This window comes from Cyanobium sp. Cruz-8D1, from assembly GCF_024345975.1.
In the GTDB taxonomy this organism is placed as follows: Bacteria; Cyanobacteriota; Cyanobacteriia; order PCC-6307; family Cyanobiaceae; genus Cyanobium.
This window is the reverse complement of record NZ_JAGQCD010000012.1, coordinates 1-19,380: the sequence shown is the minus strand read 5'-3', so window position 1 is coordinate 19,380 and position 19,380 is coordinate 1. Positions and strand designations below refer to the sequence as shown.

Sequence of the window (19,380 nt, the reverse complement as noted above, 5' to 3'; positions counted from 1 at the left end):
CCTCAGGCGTCGTGGGGAAGGGTGCTGGAACCGGGAACATTCACCTGGGGCGGCGGGGCTGGCACCACGGTGGGCCAGCCGCCGCGCGGGTTGGTCTGGCGCTCGGCGTATTCGTCGGAGGCCACGCTGAGGCCGCTCTGCAGGGGGGCGGCGGCGGCCTGCTTCAGCCAGGCGGCGTGGTCCACGGCGGTTTCAACCACCACGTCGGCCTGGTTGGCGGCGAACCAGGTGCCGCTGAACTGGGAGTCACGCAGCCGGTAGCGGCCCAGGCGGGTGGGGGTGAGGCTGAAATCGATCGCCCGGCCTGGGATCACATCCTGCTTGAGGCGAAAAGCCGGGATGAAGAAGCCGTGCAGCACGTCTTCGGAGACCAGCCGGAAGGTGATCGGCCGATCCAGCTCCAGGTGCAGCTCCGTGCTGGAGACGTTCTGGCCGGAGTAGCGAAACTCCCACGACCATTGCCTTGCCACCACCTCCACCTGCTCGGCCGGCAGCCTGTCCCCGGGGTACCCTCCCTGCTGCTCCTGGGGATCGCGCAGGTGGATGTGCTCCATCGGCCCCAGCACGCCCAGTTCCGTATTGACCTGGATGGCGTACCAGGCGATGGCCATCACCAGCACCAGGGGGATGGCGGTCCAGATCACCTCCAGCCGCGTGTTGCCCTCGATCGGTTCGGCATCGCTCTCGTCGTACTTCTCGGCGCGGTGCACAAGCAACACCCAGCCCATCACCGAGATCACCCCCAGGAACACGAACGTGCCGACGCCGGTTTCAAAGCTGAACAGGCCATCCACCAGTGGGGCGGCATTGGAGGCCTGCACCGGCAGCCATTGATAGGACACGCCGGCCACCCAGGTGCTGATCAGGGCCAGCAGGCCGATCCAGACGGCCAGGGCCGCCAGGGCGATGGGGCCGGGACGGCGTGGGGATGAGGAGGTCATGGGGAGGGGGCCCTAGGGAAGGGCGGAGCGGAGATCAGCTCCGCTGGCCAGGAGCTGGTCGGCGGTGATGTGGACGCCGAATTCGGCCGCCAGCTCGGCGCCGAGGGTGCCGTGAAGGCCGATCACCAGGAACAGGCCGAGTCCCACCAGCAGGTAGAGCCACTGCACCTGGCGGCCCATGTCGCGGCGCCAGAGAAAGCGCTGGTAACCGCGCCAGACGGTCATGGCGATGATCGCCAGCAGGATCGCCACCCCACCGACGCCATGCCAGAGCATGGTTTCCATGCTCTGCAGGCCGATGCTGCTGGTGACACCGGGAAGCGGCACCGCCAGCAACATCTCGAAGAAGCCGGCCGCCACGGTGAAGAAGCTGACGATGGCGCAGGCCAGCAGGTTGTACCAGCCCACGTCATGGAAGCCGGCCCGGGTGATCGGCAGGGCCAGGAAGCGGAACACCCGCTTTTCGATCGGATACAGGGCGCCGACGATGTCGAAGGCGATGGCGATCACGAACAACCCGATCGTGAAATGAACCAGGCTGGGATGGATCGGCAGGCTGTAGGGCAGGTCGTTGGGACCCAGCCAATCGCCCAGCTGGTTGATCGGCGCCTCGGCCTGGGGCAGGGGGAAGGCCATCAGATCAGCCCGGCACGGCCGGCGGCCACCACCGGCACCGTGTGCAGGCCGTAGATCCAGATCAGCTGGTTGCCAAGGGTGACCTGCACCGCCACAAGCGCGGCCAGCACCCCACCCGCCGCCAGGAAGGGCAGGGGCAGCGTCTCGGGGTCCCGGTTGCGCAGCACGTAGCGCCAGCCGGTGAGCACCGAGAGGATGCCGGCCAACGACCAGCCCAGGGTGCTGTGCAGGTTGAGGATCGTGCGCGAGCCGCCGTAGGGATCGGCCAGGCCGGCCTCCACCTGACCGAAGATGATCGCCACGAAGATGGCCCCCGTGGCGAATAGCAGGTTCCAGAAGCTGACTTCAAACAGATTCGGTCGCCGCATCACAACGCCGATCAGATCGAAGATCACGCTGATCACCGCCATGGCGATGACGAAGTGGACCACGATCGGATGGAGGGTGTCCATCCAGGGCAGGTTGTGATCATTGAGGGCTGGCAGCAGTTGCTGCATCGGGCACCGGCCATGGTGGGACCTTCACCTTGCCCAGGCCCAGGCAGCTGCCCAGGGACTGTGAGCTTTTGCTACAGGATTATGGTGATATCCAGACATGGCGTGACAGCCATCGTCAATCCTTGTCGCTGGCACCGAAGGCCTGCATCAGGGCATCGCCCCAGCTGTTGATCGCTTCCAGCTTATGGTCCGGGGCGCTGCCGATGGCGGCGGCATGGGCCTTGAGCAGGGTGGCCTTGCTGAAGTCGTGGCCGTGGCTGCCGGCGAGCTCGACGATGTCATCGACACCGGCGGCGGCCTGGAGCTTCTGGCGCAGCTGCCCATCGGCGGCGGCGCTGCTGAGGAAAGCCTGCAGGGCGGAGTGCGACACGGGCAGCCAGCGGGTGAGGGACTCTGCATCCTGGCAGCACAGCGCTCCCCGACCGGGAGATTGCCCCCTACCTTTCAGACATCCTGCGAGGCGCATCGATGCCAAAGGAACGCTTCTTCCTTGAGCTGGAGCCGAGCGAGGCCGTGATGAAGAGCTGGCCCCATGTTGTGATCGTGGGGGGAGGCTTTGCGGGCCTCAAAGCGGCCCATCGGCTGGCGGGCCAGCCGGTGCGGGTCACGCTGGTGGATAAACGGAATTTCAACCTTTTTCAGCCCCTTCTGTATCAGGTGGCCTCCGGCCTGGTGTCCGAGGCCGATGTGGCCACGCCCCTGCGGCTGTTGCTGGCCAAGGCCGCCAACGTGCAGGTGTTGCTTGGTGAGGTGAGCGATCTCGACGCCACCGCTCAGGAGGTGGTGTTCAACGATCGCCGCCTGCGCTACGACAGCCTGATCCTGGCCACCGGTTCGGGGAGCACCTACTTCGGCCACGAGGAGTGGCGCGAACTGGCGCCACCGATGAAAATCCTCGAGCACGCCGACGAGATCCGGCGCCGGGTGCTGGCGGCCCTGGAGGAGGCCGAGCAGACACCGGACCCTGAACGCTGTCGCTTCCTGCAGTCGGTGGTGGTGGTCGGCGGCGGCCCCTCCGGCTGCGAGCTGGCCGGATCGATCAACGAGCTGATGCGCCACGCGGCAGCACGCGACTTCCGCCAGCTGGATCCGGAGCTCTGCCGCGTGCTGCTCGTGGATCCCGGTGATCGGTTGTTGCGGGCCATGGATCCGGAGTTGTCGGAGGCGGCCGCTGCTTATCTGCGAGCCCGCGGCGTCGAGCTGGTGCTGGGTGGCCGGGTGCAGAGCATCGAAGCGGGTCGCCTCACCGTGGCCTTCAAGGCACCGGCACCGGGAACCCCCGGCGAGCGGGTGCTGGAGGCGGCCACCATCTGCTGGAGTGCCGGGGTGCGGGCCTCCCATCTCGGCAAGCTGCTGGCGGAGCGCACCGGTTGCGCGGTCGATCGCGGCGGGCGGGTGGTGGTGGAGCCGGACTTCTCGATTGCCGGCCATCCCGAGATCCGGGTGGTGGGCGATCTCTGCTCCTATTCCCATACGGTCGATGGCAAGCCCCTGCCGGGCATGGCCGGGCCGGCGGTGCAGATGGGCGGCTGGGTGGCCCAGGATCTGCTGGCCCAGCTGGGGGGGCAGCGCCAGGCCCCCTTCCGCTGGTTCGACTTCGGCAGCATGGCCGTGATCGGTCCCCTCTGCGCCGTGGCCGACCTGCGGGGCCTCAAGGTCACCGGGCCGCTGGGCTGGCTGCTCTGGGGTCTGGCCCACCTCGCCTTCATGCCCGCCAACGAGAACCGCCTCACCCTGCTGACGAAGTGGCTGTGGGTGATCGCCACCCAGCAGCGGGCCAGCCTGCTGATCACCGGCCGGATCGATCAGCACATGGGTGTGGAGGTGGGCCTGGAGCGGGCGGAACGGGCGGAGGATCCCGCTCCCGAAGCAGCAGAGCAGCCGGCGGCGGCCTGAAGGCTCAGAGACCGGGGCTGCTGTGCATCAGGCCACCATCGGCGAAGATCGTGGTGGCGGTGATGTAGCTGGCGGCGTCGCTGGCCAGGAAGCCCACCACCTTGGCGATCTCCTCCGGCTGGGCCATGCGGCCCATGGGGATGGCGGCATTGAGCTTGGCCAGCAGCTCGGGATTGTTCATGGTGGAGTCGTTGATCGGTGTGGCCACGGCGCCGGGGCCGACGTTGACGATCGTGATGCCGTGGGGTGCCAGCTCGAGCGCCGCGGTGCGGGTGAGCATGCGCACGCCGCCTTTGGCGCAGCAGTAGGGGGTGTTGTCGGGCATCGGCCAGTCTTCGTGCACCGAGGAGATGTTGATGATGCGGCCGCCGCCCCCCTGGGCAATCATCTGCTTGGCGGCGAACTGGGTGGCGAAGAAAACACCGCGCAGATTGACATCCAGAACCTTGTCGAAGTTGTCCGGTGTGGTGGTAAGGATCGACGTGCGGGTCTCGATGCCGGCGTTGTTGACCATCACATCGAGGCGGCCATATTTCGCCACGGTGGCATCGACGAGGCGCTGCAGGTCATCGAGCTTGCCCACATCGGCCTGAACGCCGAAGCTGCAGCCTCCGTAGGCGCCGATTTCGCGCTCCAGTTCCTCGGTAGCCTCCGGATGGGAGCGGTAGTCGATCACCACCTTGGCGCCGAGTTCCGCCAGATACTCAACGATGGATTTACCGATACCGCTGTTGCCACCGGTGACGATGGCCACCTTGCCTTGCAGCAGGGTGGAGAGGGCTTGGCCGGCCAGGGGGTTGGAGCTCGTCATCGGGATGGGGCGACGGGGGTCGCAGGTCCGTTGGAGAGCCCCGACCCTAGACACGACCCCCGCGGACGGCAGATCAGATCCCGGCTGACAGATCGCTAAGGCTGACTACGGTGTTGCCAGATTCTCTGCCCTCCCCCCCCCCCCCCCCCCCCCCCCATGTCGCCAGAACTCGCGCCGTTCAGCACGACACCGCGTCGAGGTCTCCACAGTGACCGCTTTCCGAAGCCGGTGGCCTCCTACAGCCAGGGTTTCCAGGTGGGCCAGATGGTCTTCATCACGGGTCAGCTGCCCGTCGATCCCAGCAGCGGCAACAAGGTGGGTGATGGCGACATCACCCTCGAGGCCCGCCAGACCCTGCGGAATTTCGTCGCCGTGCTCGAGGCGGCTGGTTGCAGCAGCCGCGATGTGGTCAGCGCCGTCATCTATCTCACCGACATCAATACGCTCGACACGGTCGATGCGGTGTGGCAGGAGTTCTTCACCGATCCGTTGAACTACCCCTCCCGTGCCGTGGTCGAGGTCTCCGCCCTGGTGCTCGGGATTCAGCTCGAAATCTCCGGCATCGCCGTCAAGGATCAGCCCTGAAGCCCTTCATCTCCCCCCTTGCTCGATGACGGATCCCACCACCAACCCTCCAGCGCCAGCTCCCCTGGGCTACTGGCATCTTTGGACCGATGAGGCTGGCGTCAGCCGCCAGACCTGGTGCCAGCTCCCCGGCTTTGCCATGGGGGTGCTGGGGCCCGGCGATTCACCCCAGTGGAGTCTCGATCTGTTCAAGGACGGCAATGCCTTCCTCACCGAGCTGCCGCCGGGCTGGAGTGCCAGCTGGCATATGAATCACGTGCCGAAGTGGATCGTGGTGCTGCGCGGCAGCTGGTACGTGGAAAGCATGGATGGCCAGCGCCAGGTGTTCGGCCCCGGCGATTTTTCCTTTGGTGGTGACCAGAACTGCGTGGTCGATCAGCAGGGCCGGATCGGCCATCTTTCCGGTCAAGTGGGCGAGGTGCCCTGTCTGCAGTTGATCCTGCAGCGCAACGACGATGCCTGGCGGGCTGCCCTGCCCGGCAGCTTTTCCTGAATCCCCAGGCCTGGCCCCTGCTGTTGGGCCTCACCGCATGACAACTCCTGTGCACGCTCCCTCTCCCTGCACTGAAAGTTACGACCCGCGCTTTGACGGTCTGATTCTGTTCAACGCCGAGCTGGAGTTGCTTGGTGAGGGTTTCCGCTGGCTGGAAGGGCCGATGTGGTTCGGGGACCACCAGTGTCTGCTGTTCAGTGACATACCCAACAACCGCACCATGCGTTGGAGCGAACGTCATGGCGTCACCGTCTTCCGAGAATCCTCCGACTACGGCAATGGTCAGACCCGCGACCGGCAGGGGCGCCTGATCACCTGCCATCACCGCAGCCGCTGCCTCACCCGCCTGGAGCACGACGGTACCACCACCATCCTGGTGAGCCATGCCGATGGCAAACGGCTCAATTCCCCCAACGACGTGGTGGTGAAGAGCGATGGCAGCATCTGGTTCAGCGATCCGCTCTACGGATTGGTCAATGACTATGAGGGCGGCCGTCAGCTTTCCGAGCAGCCCGTCGCTCTCTATCGTCTTGATCCGGCCAGTGGCGAATTGCGGCGCATGGCTTCCGACTTCGACGGCCCGAACGGTCTGGCTTTTTCGCCGGATGAGCGCAAGCTCTATGTGGCCGAATCCGGGGCTCCGGGTGCGGCCGATCCCCGGCAGTACATCCGCGCCTTTGATGTCAGCGAGGACGGCCTGACGATCTCCGGTGGCGCGATATTCCACAAGATCACCCCAGGCTGGGCCGATGGTTTCCGGGTGGATGAACACGGCAATCTCTGGTGTGGTGCCGCCGATGGTGTGCACTGTGTCGATCCCGATGGCACCTTGCTGGGCAAGGTGCTGGTGCCGAAGCGCGTCTCGAATCTCTGTTTCGGCGATCGCTTTCATAGCCGCCTGTTTCTCTGCGCCTCAACCAGTCTCTATGCCCTGTTCACCAACACCCGCGGAGTCCAGCGTCCCTGAGACCTCGTCTCCTACGGCGTGTCGGTAACGGTTGTGCTCAGGATCCTGCTTCAACCTGACCTTTCCTCTTCGCCCCATCCATCCCATGGCCAATCCCCAGCTCGAATCCTTCCTGGCCCAGGCGAAAGCCGACCCGGCCCTTCTGCAGCAGCTGCAGGCCTGCCCCAATCTCGATGCGATTGCCGCGCTTGGCCAGGACTGTGGCCACCGCTTCACCGGAGTCGACCTGGTGCGCCATCAGGCGGAGGCGACGCTGCGCCTGGGCGAGGAGGATCTGGCCGCCGCCGCCGCTGGGGTGGAGCTGGAGGGGCATCTCTGGTTGATGCGCATCGTCTGGGCCTGAGCCAGGCTGGTCGTCAGCCAGGGCCCCCCATGCGCCAGATTTCTCTGTTGGAGCTCGACGATTGTCGAGTCATTGTCATCGCGGCTCAGGCGGAAGCCGATCGCCGCGGTGCCGTGGTGAGTCTCGCGGTCGTTGATTCCGGTGGCCACCCGCTGCTGCTGGAGCGACGCGATGGGGCCAGCCCCGCCAGCGTCGAGGCTGCCCTGGCCAAGGCCCGCATGGCTGCCCTCAATGGCAAGCCCACCGAGGCGATGGAGGCGGCGATCAATGGCGAGCGGCCCGCCTTGATGCAGCTCTCTGGCGCCATGGGTGTGCCGACCCTGGCGATGGCCGGTGGTCTGCCTCTGATGCACCAAGGCGTCTGCCTGGGCGCTGTCGGTGTTTCCGGCATGACTCCCGATGTGGACAGTGCCATTGCTGCTGCTGGTGCCGCGGCCCTGTCATGACCCTTCCCCATATCGAGAGCCTCGGCTTCACCAGTGCCGATGCCGAAGCCAGCGCTGCCTTTTTCGAGACCTGCCTGGGCTTCCGGCGCCTGGGGGAGGCCGTGGTGCTGGAGGGCGGCCCCTACACCACCCTTGTGGGCCTGCCGGGCGCCCGCCTCAAGCGGCTGCGGCTGGCGATCGGTGCGGAGGTGCTGGAGCTCACCGAGGTGCTCAAGCTTCCCGCCGGCACCCGGCCTGGCCGGCCGGTCCCGGCCGATTCCTGCAGCAACGACCGCTGGTTCCAGCATGGCTGCCTGGTGGTGACCGACATGGCGGCGGCCCTGGCCCTGCTGCAGCCAGCCTTTGCGGCCGGGCGGATCACGCCGATCTCCACGGCGCCCCAGCGGCTGCCGGACTGGAACACGGCCGCCGCCGGCATCGTCGCCTACAAGTTCCGCGATCCGGAGGGTCATCCGCTGGAGCTGCTGCAGTTCCCGCCGGACAAGGGGGAGGCCCGCTGGCACGTTGGCGCGCCCGGGCCGCTGCTGGGCCTCGACCACAGCGCCATCGGCATCGCCGACACCGCCGCCAGCGGCCGCTTCTACCGCGAGCTCCTGGGCCTTACCGCCGGAGGGGACGGCGTCAACAGCGGTTCGGAGCAGGATGGCCTCGATGGTCTGGCGGGAACCCGGGTGCACATCACCGGCCACCGCTGCCCCAAGGGCGCCGGGGTGGAAGGCCTCGACTACCGCCAGCCCACCGGTGGCCGGCCGATGCCGGCCGACCACGGTCCCCAGGACCTGGCCCACTGGCAGCTGCGCCTGAGGGTGGCCGATCTGGAGCCGATCGCCGCTCGGGCCGAGGTCCTCGGCGGCCGTCTGATCTCCGGCGGGATCATCACGTTGGGGGATCAGGCCGAGGACATCGGGGCTAGCCGTGCCCTGCAGCTGGCCGATCCGGATGGCCATCGGCTGCAGCTGCTCCAGGGCTGAGCTCCACGGTCAGCACCACGACCGAGCGGGGCTCCAGCCTGTAGGTGTCCCCCACCGGTTCCGATGCCCGGCCCCAGGGCAGCACGTCCTCCGGGCTGGGCCGGGAGGTGTCGATCCAGCGCTGCCAGGTGTTCTGGCCGGCTTCGGCGGCGGGTAGCCGGAACGACAATGGTTCCCACCAGGCGTTGACCATGGCGTGCCAGCGGAAGCGTTGGCCAATGCTGGTGATCGTCATGGCGAAGGCATGGGAGCTGTCGCTCCAGTCGGGTTGGTTCGGTTCGACCCCATGCCAGCTCACCTGATGCCGTTGCACCAGCTCGCCGAGGCTGAGGCTGCGGGCGTTGACCACCACATCCCGCTGCTGGCGGTAGGTCACCAGCTCCCGCACGAAGCGATGCAGGTCGGCCTGGCACTCCAACAGCGACCAATCGAGCCAGCTGAGGGGGTTGTCCTGGGCGTAGGCGTTGTTGTTGCCCTGCTGGCTGCGGCCCATTTCGTCTCCCATGGCCAGCATCGGCGTGCCGGTGGCCAGCAGCAGCAGGGTCAGCAGGTTGCGGCTCTGCCGGGCGCGCAGGCGCAGGACCTCGCCGTCCTGGGTGGGTCCCTCGACGCCACAGTTCCAGCTGGCGTTGTCGTCGCTGCCGTCGCGGTTGTCTTCGCCGTTGGCACCGTTGTGCTTGCCGTTGTAGCTGACCAGGTCGGCCAGGGTGAAGCCGTCGTGGCAGGTGATGAAGTTGACGCTGGCCTCGGCTTCACGCTGCTTGTGGCCGTAGATGTCGGGGCTGCCGATCAGCCGCTGGCCGACGCTGGCCGCCAGGCCACCATCCCCCTTGACGAAGCGGCGCACATCATCGCGGAAGCGCCCGTTCCACTCCTGCCAGTTATCGCCGATGAAGCTGCCCACCTGGTAGAGGCCGGCGGCATCCCAGGCCTCGGCGATCAGCTTGGTGCCCGCCAGCACCGGGTCGGTGTCGATGTCCCAGAGGACGGGCGACAGGGGCGTGGGCTGGCCGGTCTGGTCCCGGTCCAGCACCGAGGCCAGGTCGAAGCGGAAGCCATCGACATGCAGATGCTGCACCCAGTGGCGCAGGCTGGCGCGGATCAGACGCCGCACCACCGGGTGGTTGGCGTTGAAGGTGTTGCCGCAGCCGGTGTCGTCGATGTAGGTGCCATCGCCGTTCTGGAGGTAGTAGTCGCCGTCCGCCAGCCCGCGGAAGCAGAAGGCCGGGCCCCCGGCGTCCCCTTCGGCGGTGTGGTTGAACACCACATCCAGGATCACCTCGATGCCGGCGCGGTGGAGCGCCTTGACCAGGTCGCGGAACTCGTCGATCACCGCCAGGGGATCGGCGCTGCAGGCGTAGCCCGGGTGGGGCGCGAAGAAGGAGATCGGCTGGTAGCCCCAGTAGTTGCGAAGCCCGCTCGGGGCCGCCAGGGGATCGAAGGCGAACACCGGCAGCAGCTCCACCGCCGTGATGCCCAGCTCCTGGAGGTAGGGGATCTTGCTGATCAGGCCCTGGTAGGTGCCGGCCTGCTCTGCTGGCAGGCCGGCGCTGGGGTGGGCGGTGAAGCCGCGCACGTGCAGCTCGTAGATCACCGTCTCACGGCAGGGCCGGTGCAGCGGGCGATCCCCCTGCCAGTCGTAGGCATGCGGATCGGCCACCACGCTCTTCATGGCGCTGCCCCAGTCGCCGGCGCTGCTGCGGCCGGGGGCGCGGCCGTAGCCCGGCGGCACCGCCAGGGCCAGCCCATGGGGATCGAGCAGCAGGTTGGCCGGATCGAACCGCAACCCCAGCGCCGGCTGCCAGGGCCCCTCCACCCGCCAGCCATAGAGCTGGCCCGGCCCGATCCCCTCCACCCGAACATGCCAGTAGTCGCCGGTGCGGTGCCGGGCGGGATCGAGGGTGAGGCGCTGGCTCGGCACGGCGTCATCGACGCGCTCGAACAGGCACAGTTCCACCGCCGTGGCCCGCCGGGCGTAGAGGCTGAAGTTGACACCGCCATCGCTGAGGGAGGCGCCCAGGGGGGCCGTGCGGCCCGGGGAAGGCCGGACCGCCGTGGTTGAGGTCATGGGCTTGGCAGGGGGGAGGGGACAGGAGCCCCTGCTTTGAATCATGGCCAGGAGAAGCGGTGGCGCCCTGCCGCGGCGCCGACCGCCCACCTTGCTTACGTTGAGTCCGCAAGCCTTTCCGCTGCTGCGCTCACCGATGGATCTTGAGATTGTCACGTTGCTGGTGCCCAGCGGGCCTTCCGTGGCGGCGGGCGTCGGCCTGCTCCTGCTGCGGCTGTTCGTGGGGCTGGCCTTCATCCGCCACGGCTGGCCGAAGCTGCGCAACCTCAAAACGTGGTCGACGGCGATGAAGACGCCGGAATGGCTCTGCTTTCTGTCGGCGGCCTCGATGTGGGGCGCCGGGATCGCGCTGATCCCCGGGCTGCTCACTCCCCTGGCGGCCCTGGCGATTCTGGTGTCGATGGCCTACGCGATGGTGCTGGAACTCGTCTCCGGAACGCCCTTCATCGCTCCCGATCCGTACCAGATCCCCGCGGGGGACTACGCCGGACCGATGGGCGTCGGTGAACCGCCCAGCTGGGAGAAGGCGGCCATGTACGTGGTGATGTGCCTGGTGCTGATCACCTCCGGTGGCGGCCTTTTTTCCCTCGACGACCTGCTGATTGCCGACCTGCTGCGCGCGATCCTCTGATCTTTCCAGACCAGGACGGCTCCGTCGAGTGGATCACGGCAGGGCGGGCAGGCGCGGGCAGGCCTCCACGAGGGTGCGGGTGATGGCGGCCTGGGGATGGCTCAGCAGCGCGGCACCGGCTCCCTGCTCCACGACGCGACCGCCGTCGAGCACGAGCACCCGGTGGCAGAAACCACCGGCCACCGAGAGGTCGTGGGTGATGAACAGCAGGCCCAGGCCGAGCTGGTCCTGCAGGCGGCGCAGCAGGCCCAGCACCTCGGCCTGCACCTCGGCGTCCAGCATGCTGACGCTCTCGTCGCAGAGCAGCACCTGGGGTTCCATGATCAGGGCGCGGGCGATCGCCACCCGCTGCTGCTGACCGCCCGAGAGTTGGCGGGGCAGCCGGTTTTCGAAGGACTCGGGCGGATCCAGCCCCACCAGGGCCAGCTGCTGCCGGGCGCGGCGGCGTGCCTCCGGGCGGGCGGCCAGCCCATGGATCATCAGGGGATCGGCCACCGCCTCCCCCACCGTCATCTGGGGGTTGAGGCAGGCCAGGGGGTCCTGGAAGACCATCTGCAGGCGGCGCCGCGCCCGCCGCAGGGCACGGCCCCGCAGCTGGCGCAGGTCGACGCCCTGGAGTCGCACCGCCCCGCCCCGCACCGGCGCCAGCCCCATCAGGGCGCGGCAGAGGCTGCTCTTGCCGCAGCCCGAGGCCCCCACCACGCCGATGGTCTCCCCCTCATGCAGCGTCAGGCTGACCCCATCCACCGCCTTGATCCAGCGCGGCTGCCAGGGAAGGGAGGGCAGGGGGTGCCAGCTGCGCAGTTCCTCCACCTCCAGCAGCACCGGTGCGGCGGCGGGGGCCTCGCTGTGGCCGCCCTCCCGCCGCCGGGCGGCCCCCACCAGCCGTTGGGCCAGCGGGGAGGCCGGCGCCGTGAGCAGCTGGTGGCTGGGGGCCTCCTCCACCAGACGCCCCTGGTCGAGCACGGCGATGCGGTCGCACCAGCGGCCGGCCATGGCCAGGTCGTGGCTGATCAGCAGCAGGGCGCTGCCGGTTTCGGTGCAGAGATCGCTGAGCTGGGCCATCACTTGCCCGGCCACGGCCACATCCAGGCTGGTGGTGGGTTCATCGGCGATCACCAGGGGCGGCTGGAGGGCCAGGGCCAGGGCGATCGCCAGGCGCTGGCGCATGCCGCCGCTGAATTCGTGGGGAAAGCTGCCGTAGCGCTCCGGGTCGATGCCCACCCGGGCCAGCAGTTCCCGGGCCCGCTGGCGGCCCCCGCCGCGGTGGGCGGCCAGGGTGTCCCGCAGGTGCTCGCCGATGGTGAGCAACGGGTTGAGCCGGGTCATCGGATCCTGGAACACCAGGCCCACCGCTTCGCCCCGCAGCCGGCGCAGGGCGGCGCGCCTGAGCTGGCGGGGGTCCTGGCCGGTCAGCAGCAGCTCCCCCTCGCAGACGCTGCCGGGGGGGAGCTGCTGCAGAACGGCCCGGGCGACGGTGCTCTTGCCACAGCCTGAGGGGCCCACCAGGGCCAGCCGTTCACCGGCGTTCAGGGTCAGGTCGAGGCCATCGAGAGTGGGCCGCTCACTGCCCGGGTAGCGCACCTGCAGCCCTCCGATCCGCAGCACCGGGGCCGGTGGGATGGACGGGGCTCTGGGGGCCATGGAAAGGGCCGGCGACGCCCAGTCTGGATGGCCGAATGCGCAAATCCCCGGGTTCGTGACGATTGCCCCATACCATGGGTGAACCCTGAAGGGTGTGATGCTGAGAGTGGCGCCGGATCCAGGTTTCCCTCCGGTGGCCTGTGCCTCGGTCCCGGCCTCTGAGTGCACCTACGATGTCCCCCTGCCGGCGTGGCTGCGCCAGAACCTCCAGCAGTTCCCGCCCGCCGGAGAGGAGGAGCGGCCGGTCGATCCGGAGGCCCTGGTGGCCACGGCCTTCGACTTCGCCTACCAGCTCCACGACGGCCAGTTCCGGGCCAGCGGCGAGCCCTACATCGTCCATCCGATCGCCGTCGCCGGTCTGCTGCGGGACATCGGCGCCAGTGCGGCGGTGATCGCCGCCGGTTTCCTCCACGACGTGGTGGAAGACACCCAGGTCACGCCCGAGGAGATCGAGGCTCGCTTCGGTGAGGAGGTGCGTGCCCTGGTGGAGGGGGTCACCAAGCTGGGCGGCATCCATTTCACCAACCGCACCGAGGCCCAGGCGGAGAACCTGCGGCGCATGTTCCTGGCCATGGCCAGCGACATCCGGGTGGTGCTGGTCAAGCTGGCCGACCGCCTGCACAACATGCGCACCCTCGGGGCCCTCAAACCCGAGAAGCAGCAGCGCATCGCCCGGGAAACCCGCGACATCTACGCCCCCCTGGCCAACCGGCTGGGCATCGGCCGCTTCAAGTGGGAGCTGGAGGACCTGGCCTTCAAGGTGCTGGAGCCCGAGTCCTATCGGGATGTGCAGCAGCAGGTCGCCACCAAGCGCAGCGAACGGGAGGAACGGCTGGGGGCCACGGTGCAGCTGCTGCGCGACCGGCTGGTGGGGACGGGCCTGCAGGACTGCGACGTGAGTGGCCGGCCCAAGCACCTCTATGGCATCTGGAGCAAGATGCAGCGCCAGCAGAAGGCCTTCCACGAGATCTACGACGTAGCGGCGCTTCGGATTCTCTGCCCGAGCGTGGAGAGCTGCTACCGGGCGCTGGCGGTGGTGCACGACATCTTCCGGCCGATCCCCGGTCGCTTCAAGGACTACATCGGCCTGCCCAAGCCCAACGGGTACCAGTCGCTGCACACGGCGGTGATCGGCCGCCACCGGCCGATCGAGGTGCAGATCCGCACCACCGACATGCACCAGGTGGCGGAGTACGGCATCGCCGCCCACTGGAAGTACAAAGAGGGGGGCTCGCCGGCGGCGGGCGACACGGAGCGCTTCAACTGGCTGCGGCAGCTGGTCGATTGGCAGAAGGACGACGGCGGCGAGGACAGCAGCGACTTCCTGGCCTCCATCAAGGAGGACCTCTTCGACGAGGAGGTGTTCGTGTTCACCCCCAAGGGCGATGTGGTGGGGTTGCGCAAGGGCTCCACCGCCGTCGACTTCGCCTTCCGCATCCACTCGGAGGTGGGTAACCACTGCCAGGGCGTGCGCATCAACGATCGCCTCTGTCCCCTGGCCACGCCGCTCCAGAACGGTGACTTCGTGCAGGTGGTCACCGCCAAGAACGCCCACCCGAGCCTCGACTGGCTCAATTTCGTGGCCACCCCCACGGCCCGCAACCGTATCCGCGGTTGGTACAAGCGCAGCCACCGTGACGACAACATCCAGCGGGGCACCGAGATGCTGGAGCGGGAACTCGGCCGCGACGGCTTCGACGCGCTGCTCAACGGAGAAGCGATTGCCCGGGTGGCGAAGCGCTGCAACCTGGTGGGCACCGAGGACCTGCTGGCGGCCCTGGGCTTCGGTGGCGTCACCCTGCAACAGGTGCTGAACCGGCTGCGGGAAGAGGTGCGCCTGAGCACTGCCGCCCCCGCCCCCACCAATGAGGAGGTGGCCGCCGGGGTGGCGGCGGCCCAGCCGCGCCTCGCCCCCCACGCCCATCCTTCGAACAGCCCGATCCTGGGGCTGGAGGGTCTGGAGTATCGCCTGGGGGGCTGCTGCAGCCCCCTGCCCGGCGAGGGGATCGTCGGCACCGTGGCCCTCGGCAACCACGGCATCACCATCCACCGCCAGGACTGCGCCAATGTGCCCCAGGTGCCGGTGGAACGGCGGCTGCCGGTGCGCTGGAACCCGCTCGGTGAGGCGCAACAGCGGCGCTATCCGGTGCGGTTGCGCATTGAGGTGCTCGATCGCGTGGGCGTCCTGAAGGACATCCTGATGCGCCTTTCCGACCACCGCATCAACGTCAGTGATGCCCGGGTGCGCACCAATGCCGGCAAGCCGGCCCGCATCGATCTGCGGGTCGAGCTGCTCAGTGCGGCCCAGTTAGGCACCACCATGGACCAGATCCGCTCAATGGCCGACGTGCTCGATCTCTGCCGCACCGGCATCGGCTGACGGCAGGGGCGCGCCATTCACTTCATGATCACCACGTCCACCCCGGGCGAACGACCACGCACCATCACGCCCACGTCGTAGTCGCTGCGGTGGAACTGCAGATTGATCTCCTCCTCCCCCAGCTTCAGCCCGTTGATGTCCAGGAGGTTGAGGCCCCGCGGCAGACAGGGGTTTTGCAGGCGCACCTCCACCCGGCTGCTGCCCTGCTCCCGCTCGATCGACATGCCGGTGATCGCTTCCAGCAGGCCGAACACACTGCCGCTGGCCCAGGCCTGGGGGCTGCAGGCCACCGGGTAGAAGGTGGGTCCCTCCTCCTCCCGGCGTGGGAAACCGCAGAACAGCTCCGGCAGCCGGAACATGGGCACGGCGCTGGCGGTCTCGAACAGGCCGGTGAGGATCTGCAGGGTTTCGGAGCGATGGCCGTAACGGGCCAGACCCATGCCGATCAGGGCGTTGTCATGGGGCCAGACGGAACCGTTGTGGTAACTCATCGGGTTGTAGCGGCTTTCCCGTTCATCCAGGGTGCGAATGCCCCAGCCGTTGAAGCTCGTGGGGGCCATCAGCTGCCTGGCCACCGCCGCTGCCGCCTGTGGGGTGGCGATTCCGGTCCACAGGCAGTGACCGGCGTTGGATGTCCGCACCTGGCAGGGCTGGCCTTCGCCATCGAGGGCCAGGGCATAGGAATCGATCGACGGTGTCCAGAAGGCCTGGTGGAAACGCAGGCGCAACGCAGCGGCCTCCTCCAGCAGGGTTTCTGCTTCGTCGTGCCGATCCAGACGGTGAAGAATCTCAGCCAGCGATCGGCGGGCACCGAAGGCATAGGCCTGCACTTCGCAGAGGGCGATCGAGCCCTCCGCTAAGCGGCCATCGGCGTGGTGAATGGAATCGTCCGAGTCCTTCCAGCCCTGATTGCGAAGGCCGTTATCGGCACCCCGCAGGTAGCGAAGGAAGCCATCGGCACTGCTGGCTTCGGCTTTGTGGATCCAGGCCATGGCCGCCTGAAGTTCCGGCAGCAGGCTGGCGACGAAATCCTGATCATCACTGCGGCACATGTAATCACCTGCCAGCATCAGAAACAGGGGCGTGGAGTCGACGGCGCCGTAGTACTTCGCGAACGGCACTTCACCGAGCGCCGCCATCTCCCCCAAGCGTGATTCGTGCAGAATCTTGCCGGGCTCCTCGTCGTGGGCAGGATCATCGACCACCGCCTGGCGGTTGGCCAGGTACCCCAGCACGCCCCGCGCCAGCCGTGGCTCCACCATCAGCATCTGGCGCGCGGTGATCAGGCCGTCACGGCCGAAGGGACAGCTGAACCATGGAACTCCGGCATAGGGGTAGAGGCCATCCTCGACCTGGCTGGCCAGCAGGTGCACGTCAGAGAAGGAGCGCATCAACCAGCTGTTGAAGGCTGGGTTGTCGCTGACCACCGAAGCGGCGCTGCGGCGGGCGTCCCGGAACCGCAGGATCGTCGCGGACATGGCGGCGTTGTAGTGCTCCTCCGCCCCCAGCGGCTTGGACAGGGGGTGGAAATCCAGCACCAGGAAGAGCCGCCGGGTCTGCCTGGGCTCCAGCGTGATCTGAAGCCTGATGTGCTCCTCGCTCACGTCCTGAACGGGATCGCTCAGACGCATGACCGTGACCCGATCCTCCCCATCCAGGCCCCGATAGATGAGCTCCAGGGTGCCGTCAACTCCGCGGCGGAGGGTGCGGCCACGATTCGATCTGTGGTAGCCCCTGACTTCGAAGATGTCACGGAAATCCGCATCCAGGCGCAGGGTCAGCGGCACCTCGATGGGCTGATCCCTGTAGCTGGTGAAGCAGAACTGCTGCAGGCAGGCGCTGGCGGTCAGCACGGTCCTGCGCTCCAGATGGACCGTCATGGCCGAAGATCCGCTGGCTCCACCATCGTCGTTGCTCAGATGGCTCACAAGCACACCGACCGCAGCGAGCTCGGTGGAGCTCAGCACCAACGGCGGCAGCCCCCACAGCAAGACCTGCAGCCGGCTGACGTGACGGGTGCCGCGATGGAAAATGCCAACATCGTCCTCAAGATCAGTGCAGATCTCGCCACGGGCATCGAGGATGGCGAAGCTTTCTTCGGTCTTGAGAACGTAGGAGGGGAGCGGATCAGGCATGCGCCGGAGTCCGGTGAGCAGGGCTGTGGCAACGATGGGCCTGGATCACATGCCGGTACAGCTGTTCATAGTCTTCCGCTTGGCGGCTGACAGAGAAGCGCACCTCGAAGTGGCTGCGGACCCTGGCCCGGTCCAGATGCTCCAGCTGGCCGACCGCGGCGATGGCCGCCTCGATCGAGTCCACCAGATAGCCGTTGACTCCATGGCGGATGACTTCGGGGGTTGAACCGTTGCGCCACGCGATCACTGGAGTGCCGCAGGCGTTGGCCTCAATCATCACCAGGCCGAAGGGTTCCGGCCAGTCGATCGGAAACAGCAGGGCGAGGGCGTGGCCCAGTAACTCCTGCTTGCCGGCATCGTTCACCTCGCCGATGAACTCCACCAGGGGATTGTCGCGCAGCAGTGGCTCAATCTGGTCGTGGAAGTAGGGGGTGTCAACTGGATCGATCTTGGCGGCCACTTTCAGTGGCAGTCCTACAGCCGTCGCGATGGCGATGGCCCGATCCAGCCGTTTTTCCGGTGAAATGCGGCCCACGAAGGCCAGGTATGGCTTGGCTGTGGCTTCGTAGCGATAGAGATCGTTGGGTAGACCGTGATACACCGTCCCTACCCAGTTGGCCTCAGGCACAGGCTGACGCTGGGATTCAGAGATCGATACCAGAGGCACCTGACGGAAATGCTTGTAGAGCAACTTCTCCTCCGGCGCATGAAGGGGGCCATGAACCGTGCTCAGATGGGGCGCCTCCATGAGTCTGGCTAAAGGGAAATGCAGGGGCCCATTGTGGAAATGGAGAATGTCAAAGTCATTGAGATGCGCGATCACATGATCAAGCTGGATCGTGTTGTGCACTTGTGGGTCAGCAGCATGCCCGCTCAAGCGCAGGGCCTTCGGCACACAGGGGTAGAGTTGGGCGCTGGTCTGGGAGTCTCCGCTGGCAAAGAGGACCACGTCATGGCCACGCTTCACCAGTTCCTCGGTGAGGTAGTGAACAACTCTTTCAGTGCCTCCATAGCCAACCGGCGGAACGCTCTCATGGAGTGTGGATATCTGCGCGATTCTCATGCACACATTTCTTCCTCAGGTACTACGCTCACTAAAATCTTATCCAGAAATCTCCAGGTGGATGGCAACACTGCAGATCTGCTGCAGGACCTAGGGACTGCGTTCATCTTCAGGCCAGGGCTGGTCGGGTGGTGCTTCCCCCAGGAGGGGTGGGGCCGCCACCAGTGACTCCCGTCGTGATCTCCACTACCGCGAGGCGCCGCGATCGACCGCGCGCACAGCGGCTCTGAGTCAAGCATCGGTGAAAATCCTGGAGTTCGCAGGATTTTGCAGGCAGAGCATCCGTCGATTGCAGCTCAACGTGATGCGAACTTCTCGACATCAAGGAAGGACCTGGCTATCCCATGCTAGGGCCTTAAGGATTAAATTCTGACTCCTAAAGATGGTGAGGCTGACCCAATCTTTTTCTGCCCTGATGCTGGGCATCGCCACGCTTGGCTTGTGACCCCTGCCAAGGCCGACACCGTCAAGGCACGCTGCAATGGGTTTCCCAAGGGAGAAGATCGCGCCACCTCTTCCGGCCCTTGCACTTTTTCGCAGCGCCTGGGAGCCGTGGGAATTCAGCTGGCCACAGGCACCCTCTATGAGCTGGTGCCTGTGGGTGACCAACCTGGAAACTATCGAGACCAAAAGGGGCGCGCGGCCTACCGGCAATCCGGGCTGGGTGAGCAAGGGCAGATTTACCGCCTCGCTACAGAGTCGATCTTTGTTTATTGGTAACCGTTCACGGGGTGTGCCGGCCTGACCTTGACATGACGTAGGCAGTCACCACTTCATGATTGATGCACAGCTCATTTGCTCAGCCTCTCAGCGCGCACCTTTCACTGCTCTGGTCGCTCTGCCTGTGCCCTATTTTGCTGGAGGCAGCAGGCT

General features: G+C 66.9%; 18 protein-coding genes. 9 read left to right on the top strand and 9 right to left on the bottom strand.

Annotated features, from left to right (window positions below):
• Positions 1-2: 2 nt before the first annotated feature.
• From KBZ33_RS09290 to KBZ33_RS09275, 4 genes are all read right to left on the bottom strand, one after another.
• The gene (locus KBZ33_RS09290; protein WP_254952681.1) at positions 3-941 is read right to left on the bottom strand and encodes a cytochrome c oxidase subunit II; all 939 of its coding nucleotides are present in this window, start codon (positions 939-941) and stop codon (positions 3-5) included.
• A 12-nt stretch (positions 942-953) separates the two neighbouring features.
• Entirely contained in the window at positions 954-1,577 is a 624-nt protein-coding gene (locus KBZ33_RS09285; RefSeq protein ID WP_254952683.1) for a DUF2231 domain-containing protein, read from the bottom strand.
• On the bottom strand, positions 1,577-2,074 hold the full coding sequence (locus KBZ33_RS09280) for a DUF2231 domain-containing protein (RefSeq protein ID WP_254952685.1): 498 nt from the start codon (positions 2,072-2,074) through the stop codon (positions 1,577-1,579). The genes KBZ33_RS09285 and KBZ33_RS09280 overlap by 1 nt, the downstream gene beginning before the upstream one ends.
• Before the next feature lie 115 nt (positions 2,075-2,189).
• A complete protein-coding gene (locus tag KBZ33_RS09275; protein WP_254952687.1) occupies positions 2,190-2,444 on the bottom strand; it encodes a Nif11-like leader peptide family natural product precursor in 255 nt (84 codons plus the stop codon).
• A gap of 98 nt (positions 2,445-2,542) precedes the next feature.
• On the opposite strand from KBZ33_RS09275, the gene KBZ33_RS09270 reads away from it, so the two are divergent.
• Entirely contained in the window at positions 2,543-3,970 is a 1,428-nt protein-coding gene (locus tag KBZ33_RS09270) for an NAD(P)/FAD-dependent oxidoreductase (protein WP_254952689.1), read from the top strand.
• 4 nt (positions 3,971-3,974) lie between these two features.
• Here the strand turns inward: KBZ33_RS09270 and KBZ33_RS09265 are convergent, their stop codons facing one another.
• Positions 3,975-4,781, bottom strand: a complete 807-nt coding sequence (locus KBZ33_RS09265) for an SDR family NAD(P)-dependent oxidoreductase (RefSeq protein WP_254952692.1) — start codon at positions 4,779-4,781, stop codon at positions 3,975-3,977.
• A 156-nt stretch (positions 4,782-4,937) separates the two neighbouring features.
• Here KBZ33_RS09265 and KBZ33_RS09260 point away from each other — a divergent pair, with 156 nt between their 5' ends.
• From KBZ33_RS09260 to KBZ33_RS09235, 6 genes are all read left to right on the top strand, one after another.
• Entirely contained in the window at positions 4,938-5,366 is a 429-nt protein-coding gene (locus KBZ33_RS09260) for a RidA family protein (RefSeq protein WP_254952693.1), read from the top strand.
• A 25-nt stretch (positions 5,367-5,391) separates the two neighbouring features.
• Positions 5,392-5,859 carry a cupin domain-containing protein gene (locus tag KBZ33_RS09255; RefSeq protein WP_254952695.1) on the top strand — a complete coding sequence of 156 codons (468 nt, stop codon included), beginning with the start codon at positions 5,392-5,394 and terminating at the stop codon, positions 5,857-5,859.
• 37 nt (positions 5,860-5,896) lie between these two features.
• On the top strand, positions 5,897-6,826 hold the full coding sequence (locus KBZ33_RS09250; RefSeq protein WP_254952697.1) for an SMP-30/gluconolactonase/LRE family protein: 930 nt from the start codon (positions 5,897-5,899) through the stop codon (positions 6,824-6,826).
• An 85-nt stretch (positions 6,827-6,911) separates the two neighbouring features.
• Positions 6,912-7,169, top strand: a complete 258-nt coding sequence (locus KBZ33_RS09245; RefSeq protein ID WP_254952699.1) for a Nif11-like leader peptide family RiPP precursor — start codon at positions 6,912-6,914, stop codon at positions 7,167-7,169.
• 29 nt (positions 7,170-7,198) lie between these two features.
• On the top strand, positions 7,199-7,615 hold the full coding sequence (locus tag KBZ33_RS09240; RefSeq protein ID WP_254952700.1) for a heme-binding protein: 417 nt from the start codon (positions 7,199-7,201) through the stop codon (positions 7,613-7,615).
• The gene (locus KBZ33_RS09235; RefSeq protein WP_254952702.1) at positions 7,612-8,586 is read left to right on the top strand and encodes a VOC family protein; all 975 of its coding nucleotides are present in this window, start codon (positions 7,612-7,614) and stop codon (positions 8,584-8,586) included. Before KBZ33_RS09240 ends, KBZ33_RS09235 begins: the two co-directional genes overlap by 4 nt.
• On the opposite strand, the gene glgX is transcribed toward KBZ33_RS09235, so the two are convergent.
• Positions 8,525-10,654, bottom strand: coding sequence for a glycogen debranching protein GlgX (gene glgX / locus KBZ33_RS09230; protein ID WP_254952703.1), 2,130 nt, complete (start codon positions 10,652-10,654; stop codon positions 8,525-8,527). The two genes, KBZ33_RS09235 and glgX, sit on opposite strands and share 62 nt — an antisense overlap.
• Positions 10,655-10,790: 136 nt before the next feature.
• On the opposite strand from glgX, the gene KBZ33_RS09225 reads away from it, so the two are divergent.
• Positions 10,791-11,285, top strand: a complete 495-nt coding sequence (locus KBZ33_RS09225) for a DoxX family protein (RefSeq protein WP_254952705.1) — start codon at positions 10,791-10,793, stop codon at positions 11,283-11,285.
• 33 nt (positions 11,286-11,318) lie between these two features.
• Here the strand turns inward: KBZ33_RS09225 and KBZ33_RS09220 are convergent, their stop codons facing one another.
• Entirely contained in the window at positions 11,319-12,929 is a 1,611-nt protein-coding gene (locus KBZ33_RS09220; protein WP_254952706.1) for an ABC transporter ATP-binding protein, read from the bottom strand.
• 97 nt (positions 12,930-13,026) lie between these two features.
• Here KBZ33_RS09220 and KBZ33_RS09215 point away from each other — a divergent pair, with 97 nt between their 5' ends.
• Entirely contained in the window at positions 13,027-15,309 is a 2,283-nt protein-coding gene (locus tag KBZ33_RS09215) for a bifunctional (p)ppGpp synthetase/guanosine-3',5'-bis(diphosphate) 3'-pyrophosphohydrolase (RefSeq protein ID WP_254952708.1), read from the top strand.
• A gap of 17 nt (positions 15,310-15,326) precedes the next feature.
• Here KBZ33_RS09215 and KBZ33_RS09210 read toward each other — a convergent pair whose 3' ends face one another.
• A complete protein-coding gene (locus tag KBZ33_RS09210) occupies positions 15,327-17,444 on the bottom strand; it encodes a glycogen debranching N-terminal domain-containing protein (protein WP_254952709.1) in 2,118 nt (705 codons plus the stop codon).
• Complete coding sequence (locus tag KBZ33_RS09205; protein WP_254952710.1) at positions 17,437-18,507, bottom strand: glycosyltransferase family 4 protein; 1,071 nt, start codon at positions 18,505-18,507, stop codon at positions 17,437-17,439. The genes KBZ33_RS09210 and KBZ33_RS09205 overlap by 8 nt, the downstream gene beginning before the upstream one ends.
• Positions 18,508-19,380 lie beyond the last annotated feature (873 nt).